The organism is Thermoflexus hugenholtzii, assembly GCF_018771565.1.
Classification (GTDB): Bacteria; Chloroflexota; Anaerolineae; order Thermoflexales; family Thermoflexaceae; genus Thermoflexus; species Thermoflexus hugenholtzii_A.
This window is the reverse complement of sequence record NZ_CP076326.1, coordinates 784,197-804,621: the sequence shown is the minus strand read 5'-3', so window position 1 is coordinate 804,621 and position 20,425 is coordinate 784,197. Positions and strand designations below refer to the sequence as shown.

Sequence of the window (20,425 nt, the reverse complement as noted above, 5' to 3'; positions counted from 1 at the left end):
TGAAACGAATTGTAGGAGTAGGAGCGGCTTTCGCCGCGAACCTTGGGTCATCGCAGGCGGAAAGTTCGGGGCGAAAGCCCCTCCTACGTAAGCCGAAATTCATTTCGGCCTCCAGGATCGAAGGTTCGGGGCGAAAGCCCTCGCCTTCGACAAAAGGGCCCCCTGCCCGCTCAGCGGCGGTTCCGGGCGCGCTGCTCCTTCTGGCCTGCCGGCTTCTCGTAGACGGCCGGAGCGATCAGGCGGGCCAGCGTCTCGTTGCTCTTCAAAGAAAGGGCCGGCGTCCCCGGCCGCGCCCGACCGGAGCGCGGGAGCTCCTTCACTTTCACGGCCTTCACCGTGCCCCGGCTGCCCACCGCCCACAGGGTCTCCGATTCCTCCACCGCGGCCACCGCCACCAGGGGGCCGGTCTTCGCGGAAACCGTTGCGGTCTGGACCCCCACGCCGTAGCGGCCCTGGCGGGGATATTCCTTCGCCGCTGTCCGCTTGAGGAATCCCTGCGCCATCCCCACGACGATATCTCCCTGAGGCTTCACCAGGGTCGCCCCGATCACGCGGTCGTCCTCCCCCAACTTGATGCCCAGCACCCCGGCGGCGCTCAGACCCATCACCCGAACCTCCTCTTCGGCGAAGCGGATGGCCTGTCCGGCGGCGGTGGCCAGGAGAACCTCTCCCTCCCCCCACGTGGTGAAGGCCGCGACCAGGGCGTCGTCCTCCGCCACCCCGATCGCCGGGAAGGCGCCCGGCCGGTTCAGGTCCGCCCAGGCGATCCGCTTGCACAGCGCGTTCCGGGTGACCAGGAACACGTAAGGCCCGGCTCCGTTCCCGTTGATCCGGCCGGGCATCGGCAGGGCCGCCACGATCTTCTCGCCCTCCGGCAAGGGGACCAGATCCCGAACCGGGGCCCCCTCTTCGCCCTCCGGGATGCGATGGACGGCCACCCCGGCTGCGGTGCCGCGCTCGGTGAACAGAACGACCACCCCCCGCGTGCTCCCCCGGGCCAGGGCCACCGGCGGATCCCCGCTCGGCCAGGCGGGGCCGCCCCGAACCGGCGCGCGGAGGATGCGGCCCCCGGCGGTGATGGTCACCCAGACCGCCTGATCGGGCAGCAGATCCTCCACCGTGAGGGCCCCCCGCGGCCGATCCGCGATCCAGGTCCGCCGGGCGTCGCCATACTTCGCCTTCAGCTCCTGCAGCTCCGCGCGGATCACCCCCAGGATCTTTTTCGGGTGCGCGAGCAGATCCTCCAGCTCCCGGATCCGCCGCTGCTTCTCCTTGTATTCCGCCTCGATCTTCTCCCGCTCCAGCCGGGCCAGCCGCCGGAGGGGCATCTCCAGGATGGCCAGGGCCTGGACCTCGGTGAGCCGGTAGCGCCGCATCAGGCCGGCCTTCGCCTCCTCCGCATCCTTTGAGCGCCGGATGAGGGCGATCACCTCGTCCAGATGGGCCAGGGCCGTGAGCAGCCCCTCCAGGATGTGGGCCCGCTCCCGGGCCCGCGCCAGCTCATACTCGCTGCGCCGGCGCACCACCTGCTGGCGGTGCTCGATGAACAGCTGCAGCATCCGCTTAAGGGGCAACAGCCGGGGCTCCCCGTCCACCAGGGCCAGCATCTGGACCCCGAAGGTGGTCTGAAGGGGGGTGTGCTTGTAGAGCGCCGCCAGGACCTGGCGGGGGTCCGCAGTGCGGGCCACCTCGATCACCAGCCGCATCCCCCGGCGGTCCGACTCATCCCGCAAATCGGTGATCCCCTCGATGCGCCCTTCGCGGACCAGCTCGGCGATCCGCTCGATGAGGGCCGCCTTGTTCACCTGATAGGGCAGCTCCGTCACCACGATGCGGACCTTCCCCCGCTCCGCTTCCTCGATGTGCGCCCGCGCCTGGACGACGAACTGCCCTTTCCCCACCGCGTAGGCTGCCCGCAAGGCGTCCGTCTCCCCATCGTCTGCATACCGGAACACCACGCCGCCGGTGGGGAAGTCGGGGCCCTTGATGAAGTTCATCAGGTCATCGACAGTGATGCGATCCAGGCGGCCCCAGTTGTCGATCAGGTAGCACAGGGCGTCGCAGACTTCCTGGAGGTTATGGGGGGGGATGTTGGTGGCCATCCCCACGGCGATCCCCGAAGCCCCGTTGATCAACAGCTGGGGCGCCTTCGCCGGCAGCACCACCGGCTCCCGCAGCGAACCATCAAAATTGTCCACCCACTCCACCGTCTCCTTCTCCAGATCCGCCAGCAGCTCCTCCGCCATCGGCGTCAGCCGCGCCTCGGTATACCGCATCGCCGCCGGCGGATCCCCATCCACCGACCCGAAGTTCCCCTGCCCGTCCACCAGAGGGTAGCGCATGGTGAAGTCCTGGGCCATCCGGGCCAGGGCCTCATACACCGCCATATCCCCGTGGGGGTGGAACTTGCCCAGCACCTCCCCCACGATGCGGGCCGACTTCTTGTAAGGGGCGTTCGGATGCAGCCCCATCTCGTGCATCACATACAGAATGCGCCGCTGCACCGGCTTCAGCCCGTCCCGCACGTCCGGCAGCGCCCGCGCCACAATCACACTCATCGCGTAGGAAAGATAGGCCTGCTGGACCTCCTCCTGGATCTCCACGGTCTGGATGCGCTCTACGGCCATCTCGCCTCCTTGCGCAAGCGGGGAAAGGATTCGCACGGATGTAGTTTAACTCGAGGCGGCAGAGGGGTGTGAAGCGAGGATCCCACGAGGGGGTCCCGACGGCGGGATGATCTCTCCGGTTTCACCGGGATCGAGAAAGCAGGGCCAGCGCGAGTTCCCGCAACGCTTCCCCGTAGGGGTTTCGAAGCCCGGCCCGCTCCAGGGCCTCCAGAGCCTGTCGGGTGAACGCCGCGGCCGTGGCCTCCGCCTCGGCCCGAGCCCCACACGCCTCCAGATCCCGGAGCAGGACCTCCAGGGGGGTGTCCGGCGCGTGATAGCGTTCGGCGAACCCCGGAGCCCGCTCCATCGCGTAGATCACCGGAAGGGTCTTCTTGCGCGCCCGCAGGTCATCGGCCACGGGCTTTCCGGTGACCGCCGGATCCCCCCAGATCCCCAGGAGGTCATCCTGGACCTGAAAGGCCATCCCCAGCGCCTCCCCGAAAGCCTCCAGCTCCTGGTGGGGGAACCCCGCCAGGCGGGCGCCGATCCCCAGGGAGGCCGCCAGCAGGGCGGCGGTCTTACCCCGGATCATCTCCAGGTAATCCGCCACCGTCACCCGATCCGCCGTCTCGAAGGCCAGGTCCAGGTGCTGCCCTTTGGTCAACATCAGACAGGCCGCGTCGAAGCGCTCCGCCACCTCCAGGATCCGCTCCGCCGGGACCCCCCGCTGGCGGAGGCGCCAGAGGGCGCGATGGGCGATGACGAACAATGCGTCCCCCGCGTTGATGGCCTGGGCCACTCCCCACAGGGCCCACACCGTAGGACGGCCCCGGCGGGTCTCGCTGCGATCCTGGATGTCGTCATGGATTAAGGAGAAATTGTGGAGGAGCTCGATGGCCGCGGCGGCGGGCAGGGCCTGGGCGGGATCCCCCCCGCCGGCGGCGCAAGCCAGCAGGCAGAGCATGGGGCGGATCCGTTTGCCGGCATCGACCCGGGCCGGCCGGAGCTGCGCATCGGCCCATCCCAGGTGATACATCAGCATCCCGTAGAAGAGTTGCTCCCCGGGATGGGTCGGCTCCCCCACCGCCTGGCGCATCTCCGCCTCCAGGGGCGGCAACCATTCCGCGAAAAACGATTCCCAGGTGCTCCTCACCGGACATCCCTCCCCGGTCTAATCGGCGAAGCCGCCTCCCCCGCGCGGCCGGCTCAGCGCTCCTCGATCAGGGGAACGCGACGCAGGGCGTCGAGGTTCCGCGCCCCGACGCAGAACATGGCGATGCGCAGCTGGCGGGTGATGATCTCGATGGTCTCCAGCACCGCCTCCGCGGAGACCACCGCCGCGCGCAGGAAAGGCCCGGCCATCCCGACCAGGGAAGCTCCCAGGGCCAGCGCCTTGGCCGCCTCCACGCCGTCCCGGATCCCTCCGCTGGCGATGAGGGGGAGATCCGGCGCCCCCCGGCGGGCCATCCGGATGGCCTCGACGGTGGGGATCCCCCACTCCCGGAAGGCGGCGGCCACCTGCCGGTGCACCTCGTCCGGCGCCCGATGCATCTCCACCTGGCTCCAGGAGGTGCCCCCGGCCCCGGCGACGTCGAGGGCCGCCACCCCGGCGTTGGCGAGGAGGCGGGCGACTTCTTCGGAGATCCCCCATCCGACTTCCTTCACCACCACCGGAACCGGGAGGGCGCGGCACACGACCTCGATCTTGCGCAGGAGATCCGAGAAGTTCGTATCCCCTTCCGGCTGAAGGGCCTCCTGCAAGGGGTTGAGGTGAAGGATCAACGCGTCCGCCTCCACCAGCTCCACCGCCCGCCGGCAGTGATCCACCGTGTAGCCATAGTTCAACTGCACCGCCCCCAGGTTCGCAAACAACAGGATGTCCGGGGCATAGCGACGGACCTGGAAGGTGGGCAGGAGCTCCGGGTGTTCCAGGACGGCGCGCATGGAGCCCAGGCCCATGGCGATGCCCCGGGCCTGCGCGGCCTCCGCCAGGTTCCGGTTGATGCGGGCCGCCTCCTCCGTGCCGCCGGTCATCGAGGAGATCAGCAACGGAGCCTTCAGGGGCTTGCCGAAGAACGTGGTGGAGAGATCCACCTCCCGAAGGTCCAGCTCGGGAAGGGCCCGATGGATGAACCGCAAGCGCTCGAATCCGGTGGTGAGCCGCCCGAAGCTGACATCTTCCTCCAGATTGATCCGGATGTGATCCGCTTTCCGCTGCGAGATCATTGAAGGACGCGCTCTCCTCCCCTGGGTCTACAGGCGAACGGCTCGCTCCTGCCGCCCGGTCCTGAGGCGTAACATGCACCATCCTGTGGTGTTTGCATTCAATGCGGAATCATCTTACTTTGGCGCGGAGGGGCATGTCAAGGATGGGATCCGGGGATGCGCCCGGAGGTCTGAAGGGTGTGTCCCAATTTTGTCGGGCCTGGCCGCCTTGTAGGACAACTGCGAGCAGTTGTCCTACGATTTTGGGACGCACCCGGTCTAAAGGTCGCCTTGACGTCCCTCCGACGCCGGGTAGAATCCTAAACAAACGCGAACGGGAGGTTTCTATGAGCACGGTGTTCGAACAGGTGCGGGACGTCATCGTCGAAGTGCTCGGGGTGCCGCCGGAGAAGGTAACCCCGGAAGCTCGCTTCCGGGAGGATCTGGAAGCCGATTCCCTCGATCTGGTGGAGCTCATCATGGCCCTGGAGGAGCGTTTCGGAGGTGAGATCTCCGACGAGGACGCGCAGAAGATCACCACGGTAGGGGAGGCGGTGGCCTACATCGAGAAGCACATGGTGAAGTAGATCCGCCCTCCCCGACCCCCGACCGGCGGCGTCCGGAACCCCGGAGCACCGGTTGCATCTTCGCTTGCCCTTCTCCCGGAACCCCCGAAGGGGCTGGGTGGAGCGCGCAGGCCCCGCCCGGCCCCTTCCCATCCCTCGATCGCGCGCAGGGCGTAGATTGGAACGAACCTCCCACGGCCTCTATAATGGGCGGTGCGGCGCTTCCAGGGAACCAAAGCCCACCGCCGTTCGTCTTTCCAACAGGAGGCACAGCGGCATCGGGCTCTGTGCCGCTATCCAGCGCCCCTTCCGGGGTAAGGAGGTCTTCCCATGCGTTCACGCGCCATATGGATCGGAGGGCTCCTGTTGACCCTCTCCGCCCTCGCCGTGATCCTCTCCCCGGCCCTACGGGCGGCCGCCCACGAGTTTCTCCAGGGATTCCGCCTCCGACGCCTGATGGTCGTCCCCTATGCCTTTTCTCTCAGCGAGAACGCGATCCCGACGCTCCATCGCGCCCTGGAGGGGGATGTCTCCTTCGAGCCGCCGGAGCCCCGTTCGGTCCAGAGCCTCTCCGAAGCCGAGGGGATCCTGGGCTTCGCCGTCCGTCGCCCGGCCGGGGTGGAGACCTTCGCCTCGATGGGCGTGATCCCCGAGACCGCGGTTCGATGGACGGTGGATGTGGGGCACCTGCGGGAGGCCCTGCGGGCCGCCGGCGCCGAGGATGTGGAGGTCCCGGAGGCCCTGCAAGGGACGGTGGTGACGGTCACCGTGGGGCCGGCCTTCATCGGGACGTTCGAGTTCCAGGGCGCTCCCTACGGGTGGCTCCATGCGGCCCCGCCGGTTTACACCATGCAACCGGAGGGGGATGTGCGCCCGCTGGCGGAAGCGGCCCTCCGGCTCATCGGCATGCCGGCGGCGGAGGCCCGGCGCCTGGCCCACACCGTGGACTGGGGGACCACCCTGCTGCTGCCGATCCCCATGGCCCCGGGGATGACCCTTGAGGTGGAACCGCGCGCGCTGGGCGATCGGGAGGCCACCCTCTTCACCTTCCCCGAAGCCATGCAAGCGCCGAACGGGGAGATGGTTCCGGTCCGGTTCCTGCTCTGGAGCGATGATCATGGGATCTACCTGATTGGCGGTCCCGATGCGGATCCGGAGCAGCTGATCCGGTGGGCCCGCTCCCTCCGGTGAACCGGGAGGGCTGCTGGGGATGGCGGGCACCTGGGCCATCGAAGCGGAGGGTTTGCGGAAGGAGTTCTCCGGGCGGGTGGCCGTGGCGGATCTCACCCTCCGGGTGGCGGAGGGGGAGATCTTCGGTTTCCTGGGCCCCAACGGGGCCGGGAAGACGACCTCGGTGAAGATGCTCCTGGGTCTGATCCGCCCCACGGCCGGGCGCGGATGGGTGCGGGGCCGCCCCCTGGGGGATCGAAACGCCCGGCGGGAGATCGGCTTCCTGCCCGAAGGCTTCGCCTTCCCGGACTGGCTCACCGCAGAGGAAGTTCTCTGGTTCCACGGCCGTCTTTCCGGGGTGGATCCCGCGCGCTTGCGGCGGCGGATCCCGCAGCTGCTCGAACAGGTCGGGCTGGCCGCCGATGCCCGACGCCCCATCCGCACCTTCTCCAAGGGGATGCGGCAGCGCCTGGGACTGGCCCAGGCCTTCATCCACGAGCCCCGGCTGGTCTTCCTGGACGAGCCCACCTCCGGCCTGGATCCGGCGGGACGGATCCTGGTGCGGGATTTCCTGCTCACGCAGAAGGCGCAGGGGGTCACCCTCTTCCTGAACTCCCATCTCCTGAGCGAGGTCGAGCGGATCTGCGATCGCGTCGCCTTCATCAAGAGCGGCGTCGTAGTGGAAACCCTGGATCTGCGGGAGGCGGCGGCCGCCGTCGTGACCCTTCAGATCCGCCCGAGCCCTCCGGAGCTGAAGGCCGCGCTGCAGGAGTGGGGGGAGCTCCTCGCCTTCACCGATGCGCGGATCATCTTACGGCTGGCGCCGGGGCGGCGCCCGGCGGACCTCGCCCGCTGGCTCATCGGTCAGGGCCTGGACCTGGAAGCCCTGATCCCCCAATCCCTCTCCCTGGAGGATGTGTTCCTTCGGGTGGTCGGGATGGAGACCGGCTGAGCAGCAGGTCCTGCTTCGTGCAGGGGTTTTCAGTTTTTCGCATGTAGGGCAACTGCGAGCAGTTGCCCTACTCCGGCCCGCCGGCTTCTCGGATACAATTTCAGGCGAACCGGGCGTGCCCGGGATCGGTCTTCAGCGTCTTGAGATCCCCACCGCTTGCGAGGAGGGCCCAATGGAGATCACCGTCACCGTCAACGGGGAGCGGCGGACCTTCTCCATCGCCCCATCCACGCGGCTGCTGGACATGCTCCGGCGCGCCGGATATTACGGCGTCAAGCATGGGTGCGACGACGGCTCCTGTGGGATGTGCACCGTCCTCCTCGATGGAACCCCTATCCTCGCCTGCGTCACCCTGGCGGCGAAGGTCGACGGCCGCTCCATCCTCACCGTGGAGGGAGTGGGACGGACGCCGGAGCTGGGCTGGCGACGGACAGAGGGCCTGCATCCGATCCAGGAGGCCTTCGTGGAGACCGGCGCCATCCAGTGCGGCTTCTGCACCCCCGCCCTCGTGCTGGCCGCCAAAGCCCTCCTGGACCGCAACCCCAACCCCACCGAGGCGGAGGTCCGGGAGGCCTTCAGCGGCATCCTCTGCCGGTGCACCGGCTACCTGAAGCCGGTGCAGGCGGTGCTGCGGGCCGCCGCCCGCATGCGCGGGGAGCCGGTTCCCCCGATCGAAGAAGAGGCGCGGCGGATGATCATCCCCCCGGAAGGGCCGATCCCCCTCACCGAAGCGCTCCCCGCGGAGGAGATCTCCCCACCGGCGCCGGAGGGCGGGCCCGGCCTCCGGACCCGGACGATCATCCTGCCGACCATCGTGCTCCCCCAGCCGGTCCCGGAGACCCGGGTGGTGGGCAAGCCGGAGAAGAAGGTGGACGCCCTGCGGCTGGTCCAGGGCAAGCCGGCTTTCACCGATGACTTCGAGCTGCGCGGCATGCTTTACGCCAAAGTGCTCAAAAGCCCGGTCCCTCACGCCCGGATCAAACGCATCGATGTCAGCAAAGCCCGCGCGCTCCCGGGGGTGGTTGCCGTGCTCACGTATCAGGATCTGCCGCGGGTGATCTATTCGACGGCCGGGCAATCGGACCCCATCCCCGGGCCGCTGGACACCTTCTCTCTGGATTCCAAGGTGCGCTTCGTGGGGGACCGCGTGGCCTTCGTGGCCGCGGAGACCCCCGAGATCGCCGAGAAGGCCCTGGAGCTCATCGAGGTCGAGTATGAGGAGCTCCCGGCCATCCTGGATCCCCGGGACGCCATGAAACCGGGGGCGCCGATCATCCACGATGAGCCGGAGTATGTGCCCTTCGACGGCTCGGATCCCTCCCGCAACCTGGCCGCCCAGATCCATATCGAGATCGGAGAGGTGGACAAGGGGTTCGAGGAGGCCGATTACATCTTCGAAGGGGAATACATCGTCCCCAAGGTCCAGCAATCCAGCCTGGAGACCCACGTGGTGATCACCTACTGGGATGAGGACGACCGCCTGGTGATCCGCACTTCCACCCAGGTTCCCTTCCACGTGCGGCGGATCCTGGCGCCGGTGCTCGGCCTCCCCCCGAAGCGGATCCGGGTGATCAAGCCGCGGATCGGCGGCGGCTTCGGAGGCAAACAGGAGGTGCTGATCGAGGACATCGCCGCCCACCTCACCATCGCCACGGGGCGGCCGGTGCGGCTGGAGTGGACCCGGGAGGAGGAGTTCACCGCCGCTCGCTCCCGGCACCCGATGCGCATCCGGCTGCGCACCGGCGTGAAGCGGGATGGGACCATCGTGGCCAATGAGATGGTTGTGCTTTCGGACACCGGAGCTTACGGCAGCCATGCCCTGACGGTGGCGGGCAACACCGGGCACAAGGCCATGGCCCTGTATCCGGCCTGGGATGAGAAGGGCGAGCCCCGCATCCGCTTCCACGCCGATGTGGTCTACACCAACACCCCGCCCTCCGGTGCCTTCCGCGGCTACGGCGTCCCCCAGGGCTTCTTCGCCGTCGAGGTCCACATGGAGCGCATCGCCCGGGCCCTGGGGCTGGATCCCCTGGAGTTCCGCCTGAAGAACGCCCTGAAGGCCGGGCAGGAGCATCCCTTCAGCCGGGCCTGGAGCGAGGGCCGGGAGCCGCGCCCGGAGATCGTCCATACCTGCGGGCTGCCGGAGTGCGTGCGCTACGGGGCAGCCTACGTGGGCTGGCATGAGAAGTTCGGGAACCCGGAGTGGCATCGGGTGCCGGGCCGGCCCCACCTGCGCCGGGGGATCGGGGTGGCATGCGTGATGCAGGGAACGGCCATCCCCTACCTGGACATGGGGGCGGCCAGCCTGAAGATGAACGACGACGGCTCCTTCAACCTGCTGATCGGGGCCACGGACCTGGGCACGGGCTCCGACACGGTGATCGCCCAGATGGTCGCCGAGGTGCTGGGGTGCGCGGTGGAGGACATCATCGTCTACTCCTCGGACACCGATTTCACCCCCTTCGACAAGGGCGCGTATGCGTCCTCCACCACGTATATCTCGGGGGCGGCGGCGGTGCGGGCCGCCGAGCAGGTGGCGGAGCAGATCAAAGAAGTCGCAGCGGCGCTGCTCAGCGAGCGCGGCGCCCCGGTCTCCCCCGCCGAGATCCGCCTGGCCGATCGCCGGGCCTGGGCGCCCGACGGCCGCAGCGTGACCCTGGAGGAAGTGGCCCTCTCCTCCCTGCACCATCGGGACCAGCGCCAGATCATGGCGGTGGCCTCGTATGTCTCCCCGGTCTCCCCGCCGCCCTTCGCCGCCCAGTTCGCGGAGGTGACGGTGGACATCGAGACCGGCGAGGTGCGGGTGGATCGCCTGGTGATGGCCGTGGACGCCGGGCGCATCGTCAACCCGCTGACGGCCTCCGGCCAGGTGGAGGGCGGGATGATCCAGGCCCTGGGCTATGCGGTCTCGGAGGAGATGGTCTTCGACGAGCGAGGCCGCGTGGTCAACCCGCGCTTCGGGCCTTATAAGATCTTCCAGGCCCACGAAGTCCCGGAGCTGGGGGTGATCTTCATCGAGACGGTCGAGCCCACCCATCCTTTCGGCATCAAGGCCGTGGCCGAGATCCCCATGGACGGCGTGGCCCCGGCGGTGGTCAACGCCATCTACGACGCGGTGGGGGTGTGGATCACCCAGATCCCCGCCACCCCGGAGCGGGTCTGGCGGGCCCTCCGGGAGGCCCGGACGGAAGAAACCGGTTCGCGCGCATAAAAAACGAGGGGGAGGAGGACCCTTCAGGGGTGTGTCCCGATTTTGTAGGACAACTGCGAGCAGTTGTCCTACTTCAGGGTCCCTCCTCCCCCCGGATGCGCCGGAGGCAGGCTTCCGCAGGGGGAAGCGGGCGGGCCCACAGCCACTCGACCTCCAGCCAGAAGCCGGGGACCGCTGCGCTAACGAGGCGTCCCCGGGAAACCCGCTCCACCTCCCATCCCGATCCCCCGCGTCGATGCACAACGACCTCCCGACGTTCGGCGTCCACCACCCCGTATTCGTCCACGCCGCCCTGCCCGTATTCCTGAGCCTTCTCGCCCAGGTCCATGCTGCGGGTGGCAGGGCTCACAACTTCGATGATCAGGGCGGGACGAGCCCGGATGGGCACGCCCTGGGCCTGTTCGGCCGCTTCGGGGGGCAGCACGAAGAGGTCGGGCTCCCGCACCACTTCGGGCAGCACCTGCACCGCCGCCGGCCCCATCAGGACCTTCCCCCAACCCTGCGCCTCACAGTAGCCATCGAGAAGCCGAAGGAGAAAGCGGACCAGATCTTGATGCTCAGCGGTGGCGGGGGAGTGCACCACCACCTCACCGCGGACGTATTCCCAGCGAGCGGATTCAGGAGCCTCCGCCAGGTAGCGCTCCAGGGTCCAGCCCCCCATTCGCACCAGGTAGGGGCCGGAGATCGGTTCCTTTTGCATATCCACCCCCATCACCGGCATCCCGCCTCCTTCGATCCGGACCCACAGGCTCCGATCTTCAGCCTCCCGGTATAATGATAGCGGCGAAGGTTGTCGAGAGTAGCCTTTGCCGATTCAAGAAGCCTGCCTTCGAGGGAGCCCACGATGGAGACGCAGGCCAACGAGCAGGAGCTCCGGCCGGAGGCCCGGTCGGCGGTCCGTTCGGTCACCCGGGTGCTCCTTTTGATGTCCGACACCGGGGGCGGCCATCGCAGCGTTTCGGAGGCCCTGGCCGAGGGCCTGCGGGCCCTTTACGGGGCGGCCGTCGAGCCCCGCATCGTGGACGCCTTCATCCAGTATGCGCCCTTCCCCCTGAACCGCTCCCCTGCCCTCTACCCCTATATGGTCAAGCCGGCCCTCGTGCCCTTCTACGCCCGGGCCTGGCATTTCGCCAACCATCCCCGCCGGGCCCGGCAGCTGGTTTATCTGTTCTGGCCGTGGGTGCGCCAGCGCATCGCCCGGCTCTTCGCCGAGAACCCGGCGGATGTCATCGTCTCCGTCCACCCGCTCTTCAACGACGTCACCCTGCGATACTGGATGAAGGCCCCGCGTCGGGTTCCCTTCGTCATCGTCATCTGCGACATCGGCTCCATCCACGCCCTCTGGTGCGCGAACGCGGACCTGGTCATCGCCCCCCACGAGGGGGCGCGCCGGCGGGCCATCGCCTGCGGGGTGCCGCCGGAGCGGGTGGTGGTCACCGGCTTCCCCATCCGGTTGCGCTTTCGGGAAGTGCGGGGCCGGCCGAAAGCCTTCTGGCGGGCGCAACTGGGCTGGCGGCCGGATCTCCCCACCGTGCTGGTGATGGGAGGCGGAGAAGGGATGGGGAAGGTCTTCGAGAACGCCCGGGCGGTCGCCGAAGCCGGCCTGCCGCTCCAGCTGGCGGTGGTGGCCGGTCGGAACGAGCGGCTGCGGCGCCGCCTGGAGGCCGTCGACTGGCCGGTGCCCACTTACATCTATGGGTTCGTGCGCACCATCCCGGAGATGATGGCGGCGGCGGATGTCATCGTCACCAAGGCGGGACCGAACACCATCGCCGAGGCCCTGGCGGTGGGCCGCCCGATGATCCTCACCCACTATCTGCCCGGCCAGGAGGAAGGGAACGTCGACTATGTGGTTCAGGGAGGGGCGGGCCGATACGCGCCGGAGCCCGAGCAGGTGAAGGAGGCCGTCCGGGAATGGCTGAGCCGCCCGGAGGTCCTGACCTCCTTCGCGCAACGGGCCGCCGCCATGGGCTACCCCGACGCCGCCCTGGACGCCGCCCGCTGGATCTGGGAGATCGCCCAGCGGGGAGTCTCCTGACCGGGGCGCATCCCGGCTTCCACGCCGGAGGGCATCATCCCCGAACGCAGCCCCGACTAATAGTAAAATTTCCCCGAAAGGCCGTGGATGGCGTTCACGATGGAGGACCTGAGGGATCCGGCAGACGATATGTCTGTTCTGAGGGAAATGTTCCTGGAGCGGCGATATCGGGAGCGGGCGGCGGTCTACTTCAGCCATCCCGACTTCCGTCAGGTGCGGGCCCTGCCGTTCGAAGCGGTGATGGCGGCCCTGGAGAAGGCCCTGGACGCCGGAGCGATCACGCTGGAGGAATTCGAGGAGGCGCGGCGGGTGGATGCGGTGATCCGAGGACGACGCGCCCAGGGCTGGCTTCACCTGGCCCTGGAGGTCTCCTGGCTCATCGACCGAGGGGATGTGGAGCAGGCGGTGAGGCGGGCCGAGATCCTGACGAAGGCCCTGGGGAAGACCTGGCCGGCGGTGGCCGGGCGCGAACTGACGGAAGGAGCCCGGGAGGCGATCGAGCGGCTGCATCAGGAGGGCCGGCCCATCGTGGCCGTTCAGGATGAAGAGGCGATCTGGCCGCCGGAGTCACAGGGGGCCATCCGTGATTGAGGGAGCGAGGCCCGTCCCTTCGAGAGGCGGCCGAACCCGCAGCCGATGTTCGTGGCTCTCGCAGCCCGCTCCTGCTCCACATCGAAGGGGGTCCCGAGCGCGATGGCACACGCTCCGGAGCTGCCCATCACCTCATATCGGTTCACGCTGATCGCGGAAACCCCCGCGACCCTTCCGGCCTTCCCCGGCCCGACGCTGAGAGGGGCGCTGGGCCACACGCTGCGCCGCCTGGTCTGCGCCACCCGCATGCCCGCCTGCGCCCCCTGCCCTTTCCGCTTCACGTGCGCATATCCGCTGCTCTTCGAGCCCTACGCGCCCCCCGATCATCCGGAGGCCCACCGCTACGCCCGCCTCCCCACCCCGTTCACCCTGGAGATCCCCCTGGAGCTCCCGGCGACCTGGGAGGGCCGCGAGCCGCCGCCTCGCTCCCTTGCCCCCGGCGAGCCTCTGGTGTTCGGCATGACCCTGCTGGGGCGCGCCCGGGAGCATATGCCCTACTATGTCCACGCCATCATGGAGATGGCCCGCGCCGGCCTGGGAAGCCCGCGACAGCGCTTCCGCCTGGCCCGGGCGGAGATCCTGACCCCCAACGGCGCCCTGAACCTCTACGAAGCGGACACGGGCTTCTTAAGACATCCGCCGGCTCCTCCCACCCGGCTGGCTCCCCGGGATCTGTCCACCCATCGGGTCGCCGTTCGCTTCACCGCCCCGGCCCGTCTGGAGCTCCGGGACGACCTGGTTTATCCCATCGAGTTCCACCATCTGATCCGGGCGCTGCTCCAGCGCCTGCGGGCCCTGGATGCCGGCTACGGGCTGCTCGATGGGATCGAGCTTCCCAGCCATCTGGCTGAGGCGGCGCAGGCGGTCCGCCGCGTGGAGGATCGGACGCGGTGGCTGGATCTGCGGCGCTATTCAACCCGACAGAGAACGGCGATGCGCATCGGCGGGGCGGTGGGGACGGTGATCTACGAAAGCCCGGAAGGCTTCCAGCCCTTCGCCCTGCTGCTGGCCCTGGGGGAGCTTCTCCACATCGGCAAGCTCACCAGCATGGGATTCGGCCGCATGGAGGCGGATCCGCAATGAACACCGATCGCGCGTTTCAGGCCCTGATCGGACTCCTCCATGACATCGGGAAATTCCGTCAGCGCGCCCGCTGGGGCCAGGAACGACGGCCCCACGAGGAGCAGGGGGCCGATTGGGTCGCCCAGCGGCTGGCCCCCCGCCTGAAATTCCTCTCCCCTGAAGACCGGCAGCGCCTGGCGTCAGCGATCCGGGATCACCACGGCTCCCCCTACGATCGGGACGCCCGGGCGCTGATCGCCGCCGACCGCCTGGCCTCGGGGGAACGAGCCCCCCGGGAGGAGGAAGAGCCCGGAGATCCCGCCCGGGAGCCGTTGCGGGCCCTCCTGCCGGCCCTGCGGCTCCCCGAGCGAACGCCCCATCCGGCGGCGTCCGGCTGGGGCTTCGGGACAGCCCCGCTTCCGGGCGGGACCGCCGAGGTGGAGGCCTGGAAGGCGATCTTCCCGCAGCCCATCGCCTCCATCGCCCCGGACTACCCCGGCCTCTGGGAGGGCTTCGAGGCGGCCCTGGAGGCCCTGCACCCCGCCATCTGGGAGACGCCCGAGGAGGCCCTGACCGCCCTGATGGCGCTGCTGCGCCGGTTCACCTGGTGCGTCCCCGCGGCCGCCTACCGCGACGAGCCCGACGTCAGCCTCTACGATCATCTGCGGATGACCGCCGCCCTCACGGTGTGCCTCGCCGAGCTCCCGGAAGAAACCCTCCGACGCCTGGAGGAAAAGACCCGAACGGGGGAGTTCCCGGAGGAGCCGGTCGCCCTGCTCATCGGCGGCGATCTCTCCGGCATCCAGCGCTTCCTGTATGCCATCAGCTCGGAGGGAGCGGCCAAGAGCCTGCGCGGCCGATCGGCCTACCTCGCCCTCCTGGCCGACGCCGCCGTGGAGTTCCTGTTGCGGGAGCTGGACCTTCCCCCCACGCAGGTGGTTTACCGCTCGGGGGGCCATTTCTACCTGCTGGCCCCCCTCTCCGCCCGGGACCGCCTTCCCCAGCTGGCCGATCGCCTCGATGAGATCCTGATCCAGGCCCACGGCGGGGATCTGGCCATCGCCCTGGACGCCGTCCCGCTGAAGGCCAGGGATTTCCACCTGAAGGAAGGCGGCCTCCCCGAGCGCTGGGCGGACCTCTCCGCCCGCCTGGGGGCGCAGAAGAGCCGCCGGTTCCGCCGATCCATGGCGCGCCATTATGAGATCCTGTTCGGCCCCTTCGGCGGCGGCGGCCTCCGGCCCCGCTGCGAGGTCTGCCACGCGGAAGAAGAGACCGGCGGCCCCCTCGCGCGCCCGGTGGAAACCCGCCCCGACGAGGGCGTGGCCAAATGCGCCCTCTGCCGCAGCTTCGAGGAGCTGGGCGACGACATCGCCCGCCGCAGCGATTTCCTCATCCTCCGCCCGGCCCAGGGCGCCCTCCGCGGACGCCTCACCTGGCGGACGGTCCTTGGCGCTCTGGGGGTGGAATTCCGCTTTTGCGACCGGCGGGGCTTGCGGGATTCCTTCCGACCGGGGGATCGGGTGATCCGCCTCCACGACGGGGACCTCTCCCCCGTCGAGGGCGTCCCGGTCCACGACTTCCGCTACCTGCCCGCCTTCACGCCGATGGATCGGGATGGCACCATCGTGGAGCTCGGGGAGATGGCGAAGTCCGCAGAGGGGACGCCGGCCTGGGCGTGCCTGCGGATGGACGTGGACCACCTGGGGCGGCTGTTCCGCTACGGGCTGGGGGCGCGTTACTCCCTCTCCCGGGTGGCCACCCTGAGCCACCTCATCGCCCTGTTCTTCGAGGGCTACCTGCGGGTCCTCTGCCGGCAGGTCGATCCCGAAGCCCGGCATCTCTATCTCATCTACTCCGGCGGCGACGATCTCCTAACGGTGGGGTCGTGGGATCGGGCGCTGGAGCTGGCCTTCCGGGCGCGGGAGGACTTCCGGCGGTTCGCGGCCGACAACCCAAGCGTGACCCTGAGCGGCGGCATCTCCATGCATCCTGAGAAGTTCCCCCTGTATCAGGCGGCGGCGGAGGCCGGCGACCACCTGGAGGCGGCCAAGGGCCTGCGGCGGGCGGACGGCCGCGACAAGGACGCCTTCGGGTTCTTCGGGCTCCCGATGGCCTGGGAGGACGCGGAGTGGGTTCGGGGATGGGCCCGAGAGCTGGGCCGGCTGATCCAGCCAGAGGATCGCGACGGGCCGCGGCTGGCCCGGGGCTTCCTGCACCGCCTGATGAGCATCGCCGGCCTGCTGGAAGAGGAGGTCCGGCTGGCGGGCTCCGAGCGCCTGGGCCCGGAGGACCTGCGGCGGATGGTGGGGCTCCACCGGGCCCGCTGGCGCCTGGTGTATGTCCTGGCCCGCCAGCCGAAGGAGGTCCAGCCGATCCTGCAACGGCTCCAGGAGGAGCTGCTGGCCGAGGGGGGACGCCGCCTGCGCTGGCTGAGCCCCCTGGCCCGATGGGTGGAATGGATGACCCGCGGAGGATCCCCCGATTAACCCGCAGACAGGAGGTGGAGCGATGAGCAACCGGAGTCCTTCTCCTCCGGGCGCCCGGGGCGGCCCGGCCCCCGCGGCGCCGACGAACGAAAAGGAGCGCATCCGCCGCATCATCCTCGAAGGGGACTACCAGACCCTTGTGGAGGAGGCGGAGCGGATCGGTCAGGAGCTGGTGACGCAGCGGCTGACCACCTCCCAGATCCGCAACGTCTTCGGCGAGGTGAAGCGGCTGCAGATGCGCTTCGACGCCAACCGCCTGCGCATGCTCAAGCCCAAGCTGGCCTATATGGGCGCCCGGGCCGGCAAGGGCGGCGAGCGCCTCCAGAACGTCCTGAGCGCGGCCGTGGACGCCGTCTTCAGCGGCAACCCCGCAGGCTCCGAGGTGGAGCAACGGTTCCGGCGCATGGTCGACTTCTTCGAGGCCATCCTGGCCTACCACAAAGCTTACGGCGGGAGGGATCGGTGATGAGCGGGAACAGCGTCCAGCTGCAGGGGAAGATCGTGATCACCGGGGCCCTGCAGGCCCTGACCGGCCTGCGGATCGGCGGGGCGGGGGCCGGGATGGAGATCGGCGGCCTGGACAACGTGGTGATCCGCGACCCGGTGACCGGCCGGCCCTACGTCCCCGGCTCCTCCCTCAAGGGCAAGATGCGCTCTCTCCTGACCCGCGCCCTGGGCAAGCCCCTCAAGACCCTGGTGGAGCCCCGCGGGAACATCCCGGCCATCCGTATCCACTGGTGCGAGACCGAGGCGGAATACCGAAGCGGGGGCCGGCCGTGCCCCCTCTGCCGCGCCTTCGGCGTCGCCGGCCAGCGGGCCCTGGAGCCCGTCCGCCTCATCGTCCGCGACGCCCGCCTGCTGGAGGAGCTGGAGATCCTCGACGAGAACGGCCAGCCCGCCCGCAAGCGCTGGAGCGAGGTGAACACCGACCTCCCCTACACCGAGGTGAAATGGGAGGCCGCCATCGACGTGCTCACCGCCGCCGCCAACCCCCGACAGATGGAGCGGGTCCCCGCCGGCGCCCGCTTCGAGGTCGAGATGCTCTTCTCGGTCTACGACGCCGACGACCGCGAGGCCTTCCGCACGGTGCTGCTGGGGATGCGCCTGCTGGAGGACGACTACCTGGGCGGCAGCGGGAGCCGGGGCTACGGCCGCGTGGCCTTCCGGGACCTTCAGGTGCGGTGGAAGCCGGTGGCCCATTACCTGGACCCCCAGGGACATCCCGCCGTCCCGCTGACCGAGGGGCGCACGGTGGAGGAGGTGATCGCCCGCTTCGATGAGCTGGCCGCCCGGATCCCGGCCTTTGAGGGGAAGCAGGGATGAGGGAGGAGATCGTCTACCTGGAGCCCCGCGGCGCCTTCCACCTCGGGGAGCGGGGGATCGGCCTGGAGGAGACCTCGCCCCTCCTCCACGCTGACACCCTCTACGCGGCCCTGGGGGTGGCCTGGGCGATGCTGTTCGGAGAACCCGCCCTCGCCGAGGAGTGGTTCCGCCCGGAGCCGCCGGTCCTGATCTCCTCCGCCTTCCCCTTCGCCGGCCCGGTCCGCTTCTACCCGCGGCCCTACCTCCCGGTGCGGGGCCCTGCCCTCCCCTTCTCGCTGAAGGACATCGCTTTCGTCTCCGAGGGCGTGCTCCGCCGGATGCTCGCAGGCCAGCCCCCGGAGGAGGGGGTCCGGATCCACGAGGGGACGGTCTGGATGACCGGGGAGGAGGCGGAGGCCCTGCGGGCGGCCTTCGGGCGGCGGGAGCTGGCGGGGGAGCGCTTCTGGGCCCGCCATCGCATCCCCCGGGTGGCCCTCGATCTCGCCACCCAGACCTCCAGCCTCTGGCATTTCGGGCGCCTGGTCTTCCGGGAGGCGGGGCCCCACCCCGAGGCCCGGGCCGGGCTGTTCTTCCGGGTCCGCTACCGGGATCCCGCCTCGGCGGATCGCTTCCGGGCGGCGGTCCGGCTGTTGGGCGACCACGGCATCGGCGGCGACCGCACCGCCGGCCACGGGCTGTTTGTGCCCCGCTTCGAGCCTGCCGATCCCCTCGGCGATCCGGCGGCCCCTGCCTTCGTCACCCTCGCCCCCGTCTACCCGCCTCGGGATCAAATCGAGGCCCTCCTCGGCGAGGCCGCCCGATACGGGTGGCTGACCCGCAGCGGATGGATCGGCGGGCGGCTGGCCATGCCCTACCGCCGGCGCGCCGTCCGGATGCTGGCCGAGGGCTCCCTGCTCACCGGGGACCCCCGGGGCCTGTGGGGGGCGATGGCCGACGTCACGCCCCGGGAGACGCCGGAGGCCCTCCCGCACCCGATCTACCGCTACGGCTTCGCCTTCCCGATCGGCGTCTCGAAGGAGGCCCTTCCCGAGACAGGAGCGTAGACGATGGGGATCCTGGAGCGTCGGATCTATCGCGTGGAGCTCCTCTCGCCGGTGCACATCGGCAGCGGCCAGCGGCTGGGCCCGGCGGACTTCGCCGTCCTGGACGGACGCCTGTGGCGGTTCGATCCCGAGCACCTGACGGCGGCCCTGGCCCGCGACCCCCGGGCCCTGGATCGCTACATCCAGGAGGGAGCGGCGGCCCTGCGGTTCTGGAGCGAGGCCGACCGCCGCCCCCTCGCCCGCTACGTCCGCCCCTGGTCCGGCCCGCCCCCCCGGGAGATCCGCGAGCACATCGCCGATGCCCTCGGGCGGCCGTATCTGCCGGGCTCCTCCCTCAAGGGGGCGATCCGCACCGCCCTGGCCTTCGCCGCCCTCCGGGCGGCCTCCCCGGCCCAGCGCCAGGCCTGGCTGGATGCGGTGGCGCGAAGGGCCGAGGAGGCCCGGAAATCCGGGAGCCGGGCCAGAGAGTCCGCCGACGACCCCCTGATGCAGGCGCTGATGGGGAAAGAGCCTCACGAGGACGCGCTGCGGGCCCTGCGGGTCTTCGACAGCGGGCCCGCCCCCTCCGACGCCCTGGACGTCGGGCGGATCCGGGTGGCGGTCCACGAGCCCAGCGGGGCCCTGAGCTGGCTCCAGGCGCCGGGGAAACACGTCGCGGACCCCGGGCAGGCCTTCGAGATCGTGGCGGAGATCCTCCGGCCCCATCCCCGGGCCGCCCTGCGGGTGGAGGTGGAGGCCGACGCCTTCCTGCTCGGGCGGGACGTCCTGGGGCCGGAGGAGCGGCGGGCGCGGGTTCGGGAATGGGCGCGCGCCTGCAACGCCTTCGCCCGACACGTCGCCGAGGGGGAGCTGCGCTTCGGGGAGCGCCTGGGCCTGGCGGCGTGGGCCGCCTTCTATCGCCGCCTGCTGACGCAGATGGAGGCGGAGCCCCAGGCGATCTACCTGAACCTGGGCTGGGGAGGCGGCTGGCGGAGCAAGGCGGCGGCCGAGGCCATGGGGGCGGAGGCCGTGGGCCGGCTGCGGCGCCTCTTCAACCTGGGCAAGGGGGATCCCTTCCCCAAAACCCGGCGGGTGCTCTTCGAGGACGGAAAGCCCACCCTCCCCCTGGGATGGATCCGCCTGATCCCGGAATGAGGCCGGGCGCGCCCGGCCTTTTCGCGTCCGTGGAAGGA

The 20,425-nt window shown here is 69.9% G+C and carries 16 protein-coding genes; 12 read left to right on the top strand and 4 right to left on the bottom strand.

Annotated elements, in window-relative coordinates; translation table 11 throughout:
• Positions 1–170 precede the first annotated feature (170 nt).
• From gyrA to fni, 3 genes are all read right to left on the bottom strand, one after another.
• On the bottom strand, positions 171–2,627 hold the full coding sequence (gyrA, locus tag KNN16_RS03690) for a DNA gyrase subunit A (RefSeq protein WP_303898939.1): 2,457 nt from the start codon (positions 2,625–2,627) through the stop codon (positions 171–173).
• Between the two features lie 121 nt (positions 2,628–2,748).
• Complete coding sequence (locus KNN16_RS03685) at positions 2,749–3,759, bottom strand: polyprenyl synthetase family protein (RefSeq protein ID WP_299283037.1); 1,011 nt, start codon at positions 3,757–3,759, stop codon at positions 2,749–2,751.
• Between the two features lie 53 nt (positions 3,760–3,812).
• Positions 3,813–4,832 carry a type 2 isopentenyl-diphosphate Delta-isomerase gene (fni, locus tag KNN16_RS03680; protein WP_303898934.1) on the bottom strand — a complete coding sequence of 340 codons (1,020 nt, stop codon included), beginning with the start codon at positions 4,830–4,832 and terminating at the stop codon, positions 3,813–3,815.
• Between the two features lie 326 nt (positions 4,833–5,158).
• Here fni and acpP point away from each other — a divergent pair, with 326 nt between their 5' ends.
• The 4 genes from acpP to KNN16_RS03660 all read left to right on the top strand — a co-directional run bounded on the left by acpP (position 5,159) and on the right by KNN16_RS03660 (position 10,710).
• Entirely contained in the window at positions 5,159–5,398 is a 240-nt protein-coding gene (gene acpP, locus KNN16_RS03675) for an acyl carrier protein (RefSeq protein WP_088571244.1), read from the top strand.
• A gap of 309 nt (positions 5,399–5,707) precedes the next feature.
• Complete coding sequence (locus tag KNN16_RS03670) at positions 5,708–6,568, top strand: hypothetical protein (protein ID WP_303898931.1); 861 nt, start codon at positions 5,708–5,710, stop codon at positions 6,566–6,568.
• A 19-nt stretch (positions 6,569–6,587) separates the two neighbouring features.
• Positions 6,588–7,499, top strand: coding sequence for an ABC transporter ATP-binding protein (locus KNN16_RS03665; protein WP_303898929.1), 912 nt, complete (start codon positions 6,588–6,590; stop codon positions 7,497–7,499).
• A 172-nt stretch (positions 7,500–7,671) separates the two neighbouring features.
• Positions 7,672–10,710, top strand: a complete 3,039-nt coding sequence (locus KNN16_RS03660) for a molybdopterin cofactor-binding domain-containing protein (RefSeq protein WP_303898927.1) — start codon at positions 7,672–7,674, stop codon at positions 10,708–10,710.
• Between the two features lie 73 nt (positions 10,711–10,783).
• Here the strand turns inward: KNN16_RS03660 and KNN16_RS03655 are convergent, their stop codons facing one another.
• Positions 10,784–11,431, bottom strand: coding sequence for a Uma2 family endonuclease (locus KNN16_RS03655; RefSeq protein ID WP_303898924.1), 648 nt, complete (start codon positions 11,429–11,431; stop codon positions 10,784–10,786).
• A gap of 123 nt (positions 11,432–11,554) precedes the next feature.
• On the opposite strand from KNN16_RS03655, the gene KNN16_RS03650 reads away from it, so the two are divergent.
• The 8 genes from KNN16_RS03650 (at position 11,555) to csm5 (ending at position 20,387) form a co-directional block, all read left to right on the top strand.
• Positions 11,555–12,748: a glycosyltransferase gene (locus tag KNN16_RS03650; protein WP_303898922.1), complete on the top strand. Its 1,194-nt coding sequence runs from the start codon at positions 11,555–11,557 to the stop codon at positions 12,746–12,748.
• An 87-nt stretch (positions 12,749–12,835) separates the two neighbouring features.
• Entirely contained in the window at positions 12,836–13,339 is a 504-nt protein-coding gene (locus KNN16_RS03645) for a hypothetical protein (protein WP_303898920.1), read from the top strand.
• 102 nt (positions 13,340–13,441) lie between these two features.
• Positions 13,442–14,422 (top strand): CRISPR system precrRNA processing endoribonuclease RAMP protein Cas6, encoded by a 981-nt coding sequence (cas6, locus tag KNN16_RS03640; protein ID WP_303898917.1) that lies wholly within the window; start codon positions 13,442–13,444, stop codon positions 14,420–14,422.
• Positions 14,419–16,887, top strand: a complete 2,469-nt coding sequence (cas10, locus tag KNN16_RS03635) for a type III-A CRISPR-associated protein Cas10/Csm1 (protein WP_303898914.1) — start codon at positions 14,419–14,421, stop codon at positions 16,885–16,887. Before cas6 ends, cas10 begins: the two co-directional genes overlap by 4 nt.
• Positions 16,888–16,909: 22 nt before the next feature.
• Complete coding sequence (csm2, locus tag KNN16_RS03630) at positions 16,910–17,353, top strand: type III-A CRISPR-associated protein Csm2 (RefSeq protein WP_303898911.1); 444 nt, start codon at positions 16,910–16,912, stop codon at positions 17,351–17,353.
• Positions 17,353–18,210: a type III-A CRISPR-associated RAMP protein Csm3 gene (gene csm3 / locus KNN16_RS03625; protein WP_303898909.1), complete on the top strand. Its 858-nt coding sequence runs from the start codon at positions 17,353–17,355 to the stop codon at positions 18,208–18,210. The genes csm2 and csm3 overlap by 1 nt, the downstream gene beginning before the upstream one ends.
• Positions 18,207–19,253 carry a type III-A CRISPR-associated RAMP protein Csm4 gene (gene csm4 / locus KNN16_RS03620; RefSeq protein ID WP_303898908.1) on the top strand — a complete coding sequence of 349 codons (1,047 nt, stop codon included), beginning with the start codon at positions 18,207–18,209 and terminating at the stop codon, positions 19,251–19,253. The genes csm3 and csm4 overlap by 4 nt, the downstream gene beginning before the upstream one ends.
• A 3-nt stretch (positions 19,254–19,256) precedes the next feature.
• Positions 19,257–20,387, top strand: a complete 1,131-nt coding sequence (csm5, locus tag KNN16_RS03615; protein WP_303898906.1) for a type III-A CRISPR-associated RAMP protein Csm5 — start codon at positions 19,257–19,259, stop codon at positions 20,385–20,387.
• Positions 20,388–20,425: the final 38 nt, after the last annotated feature.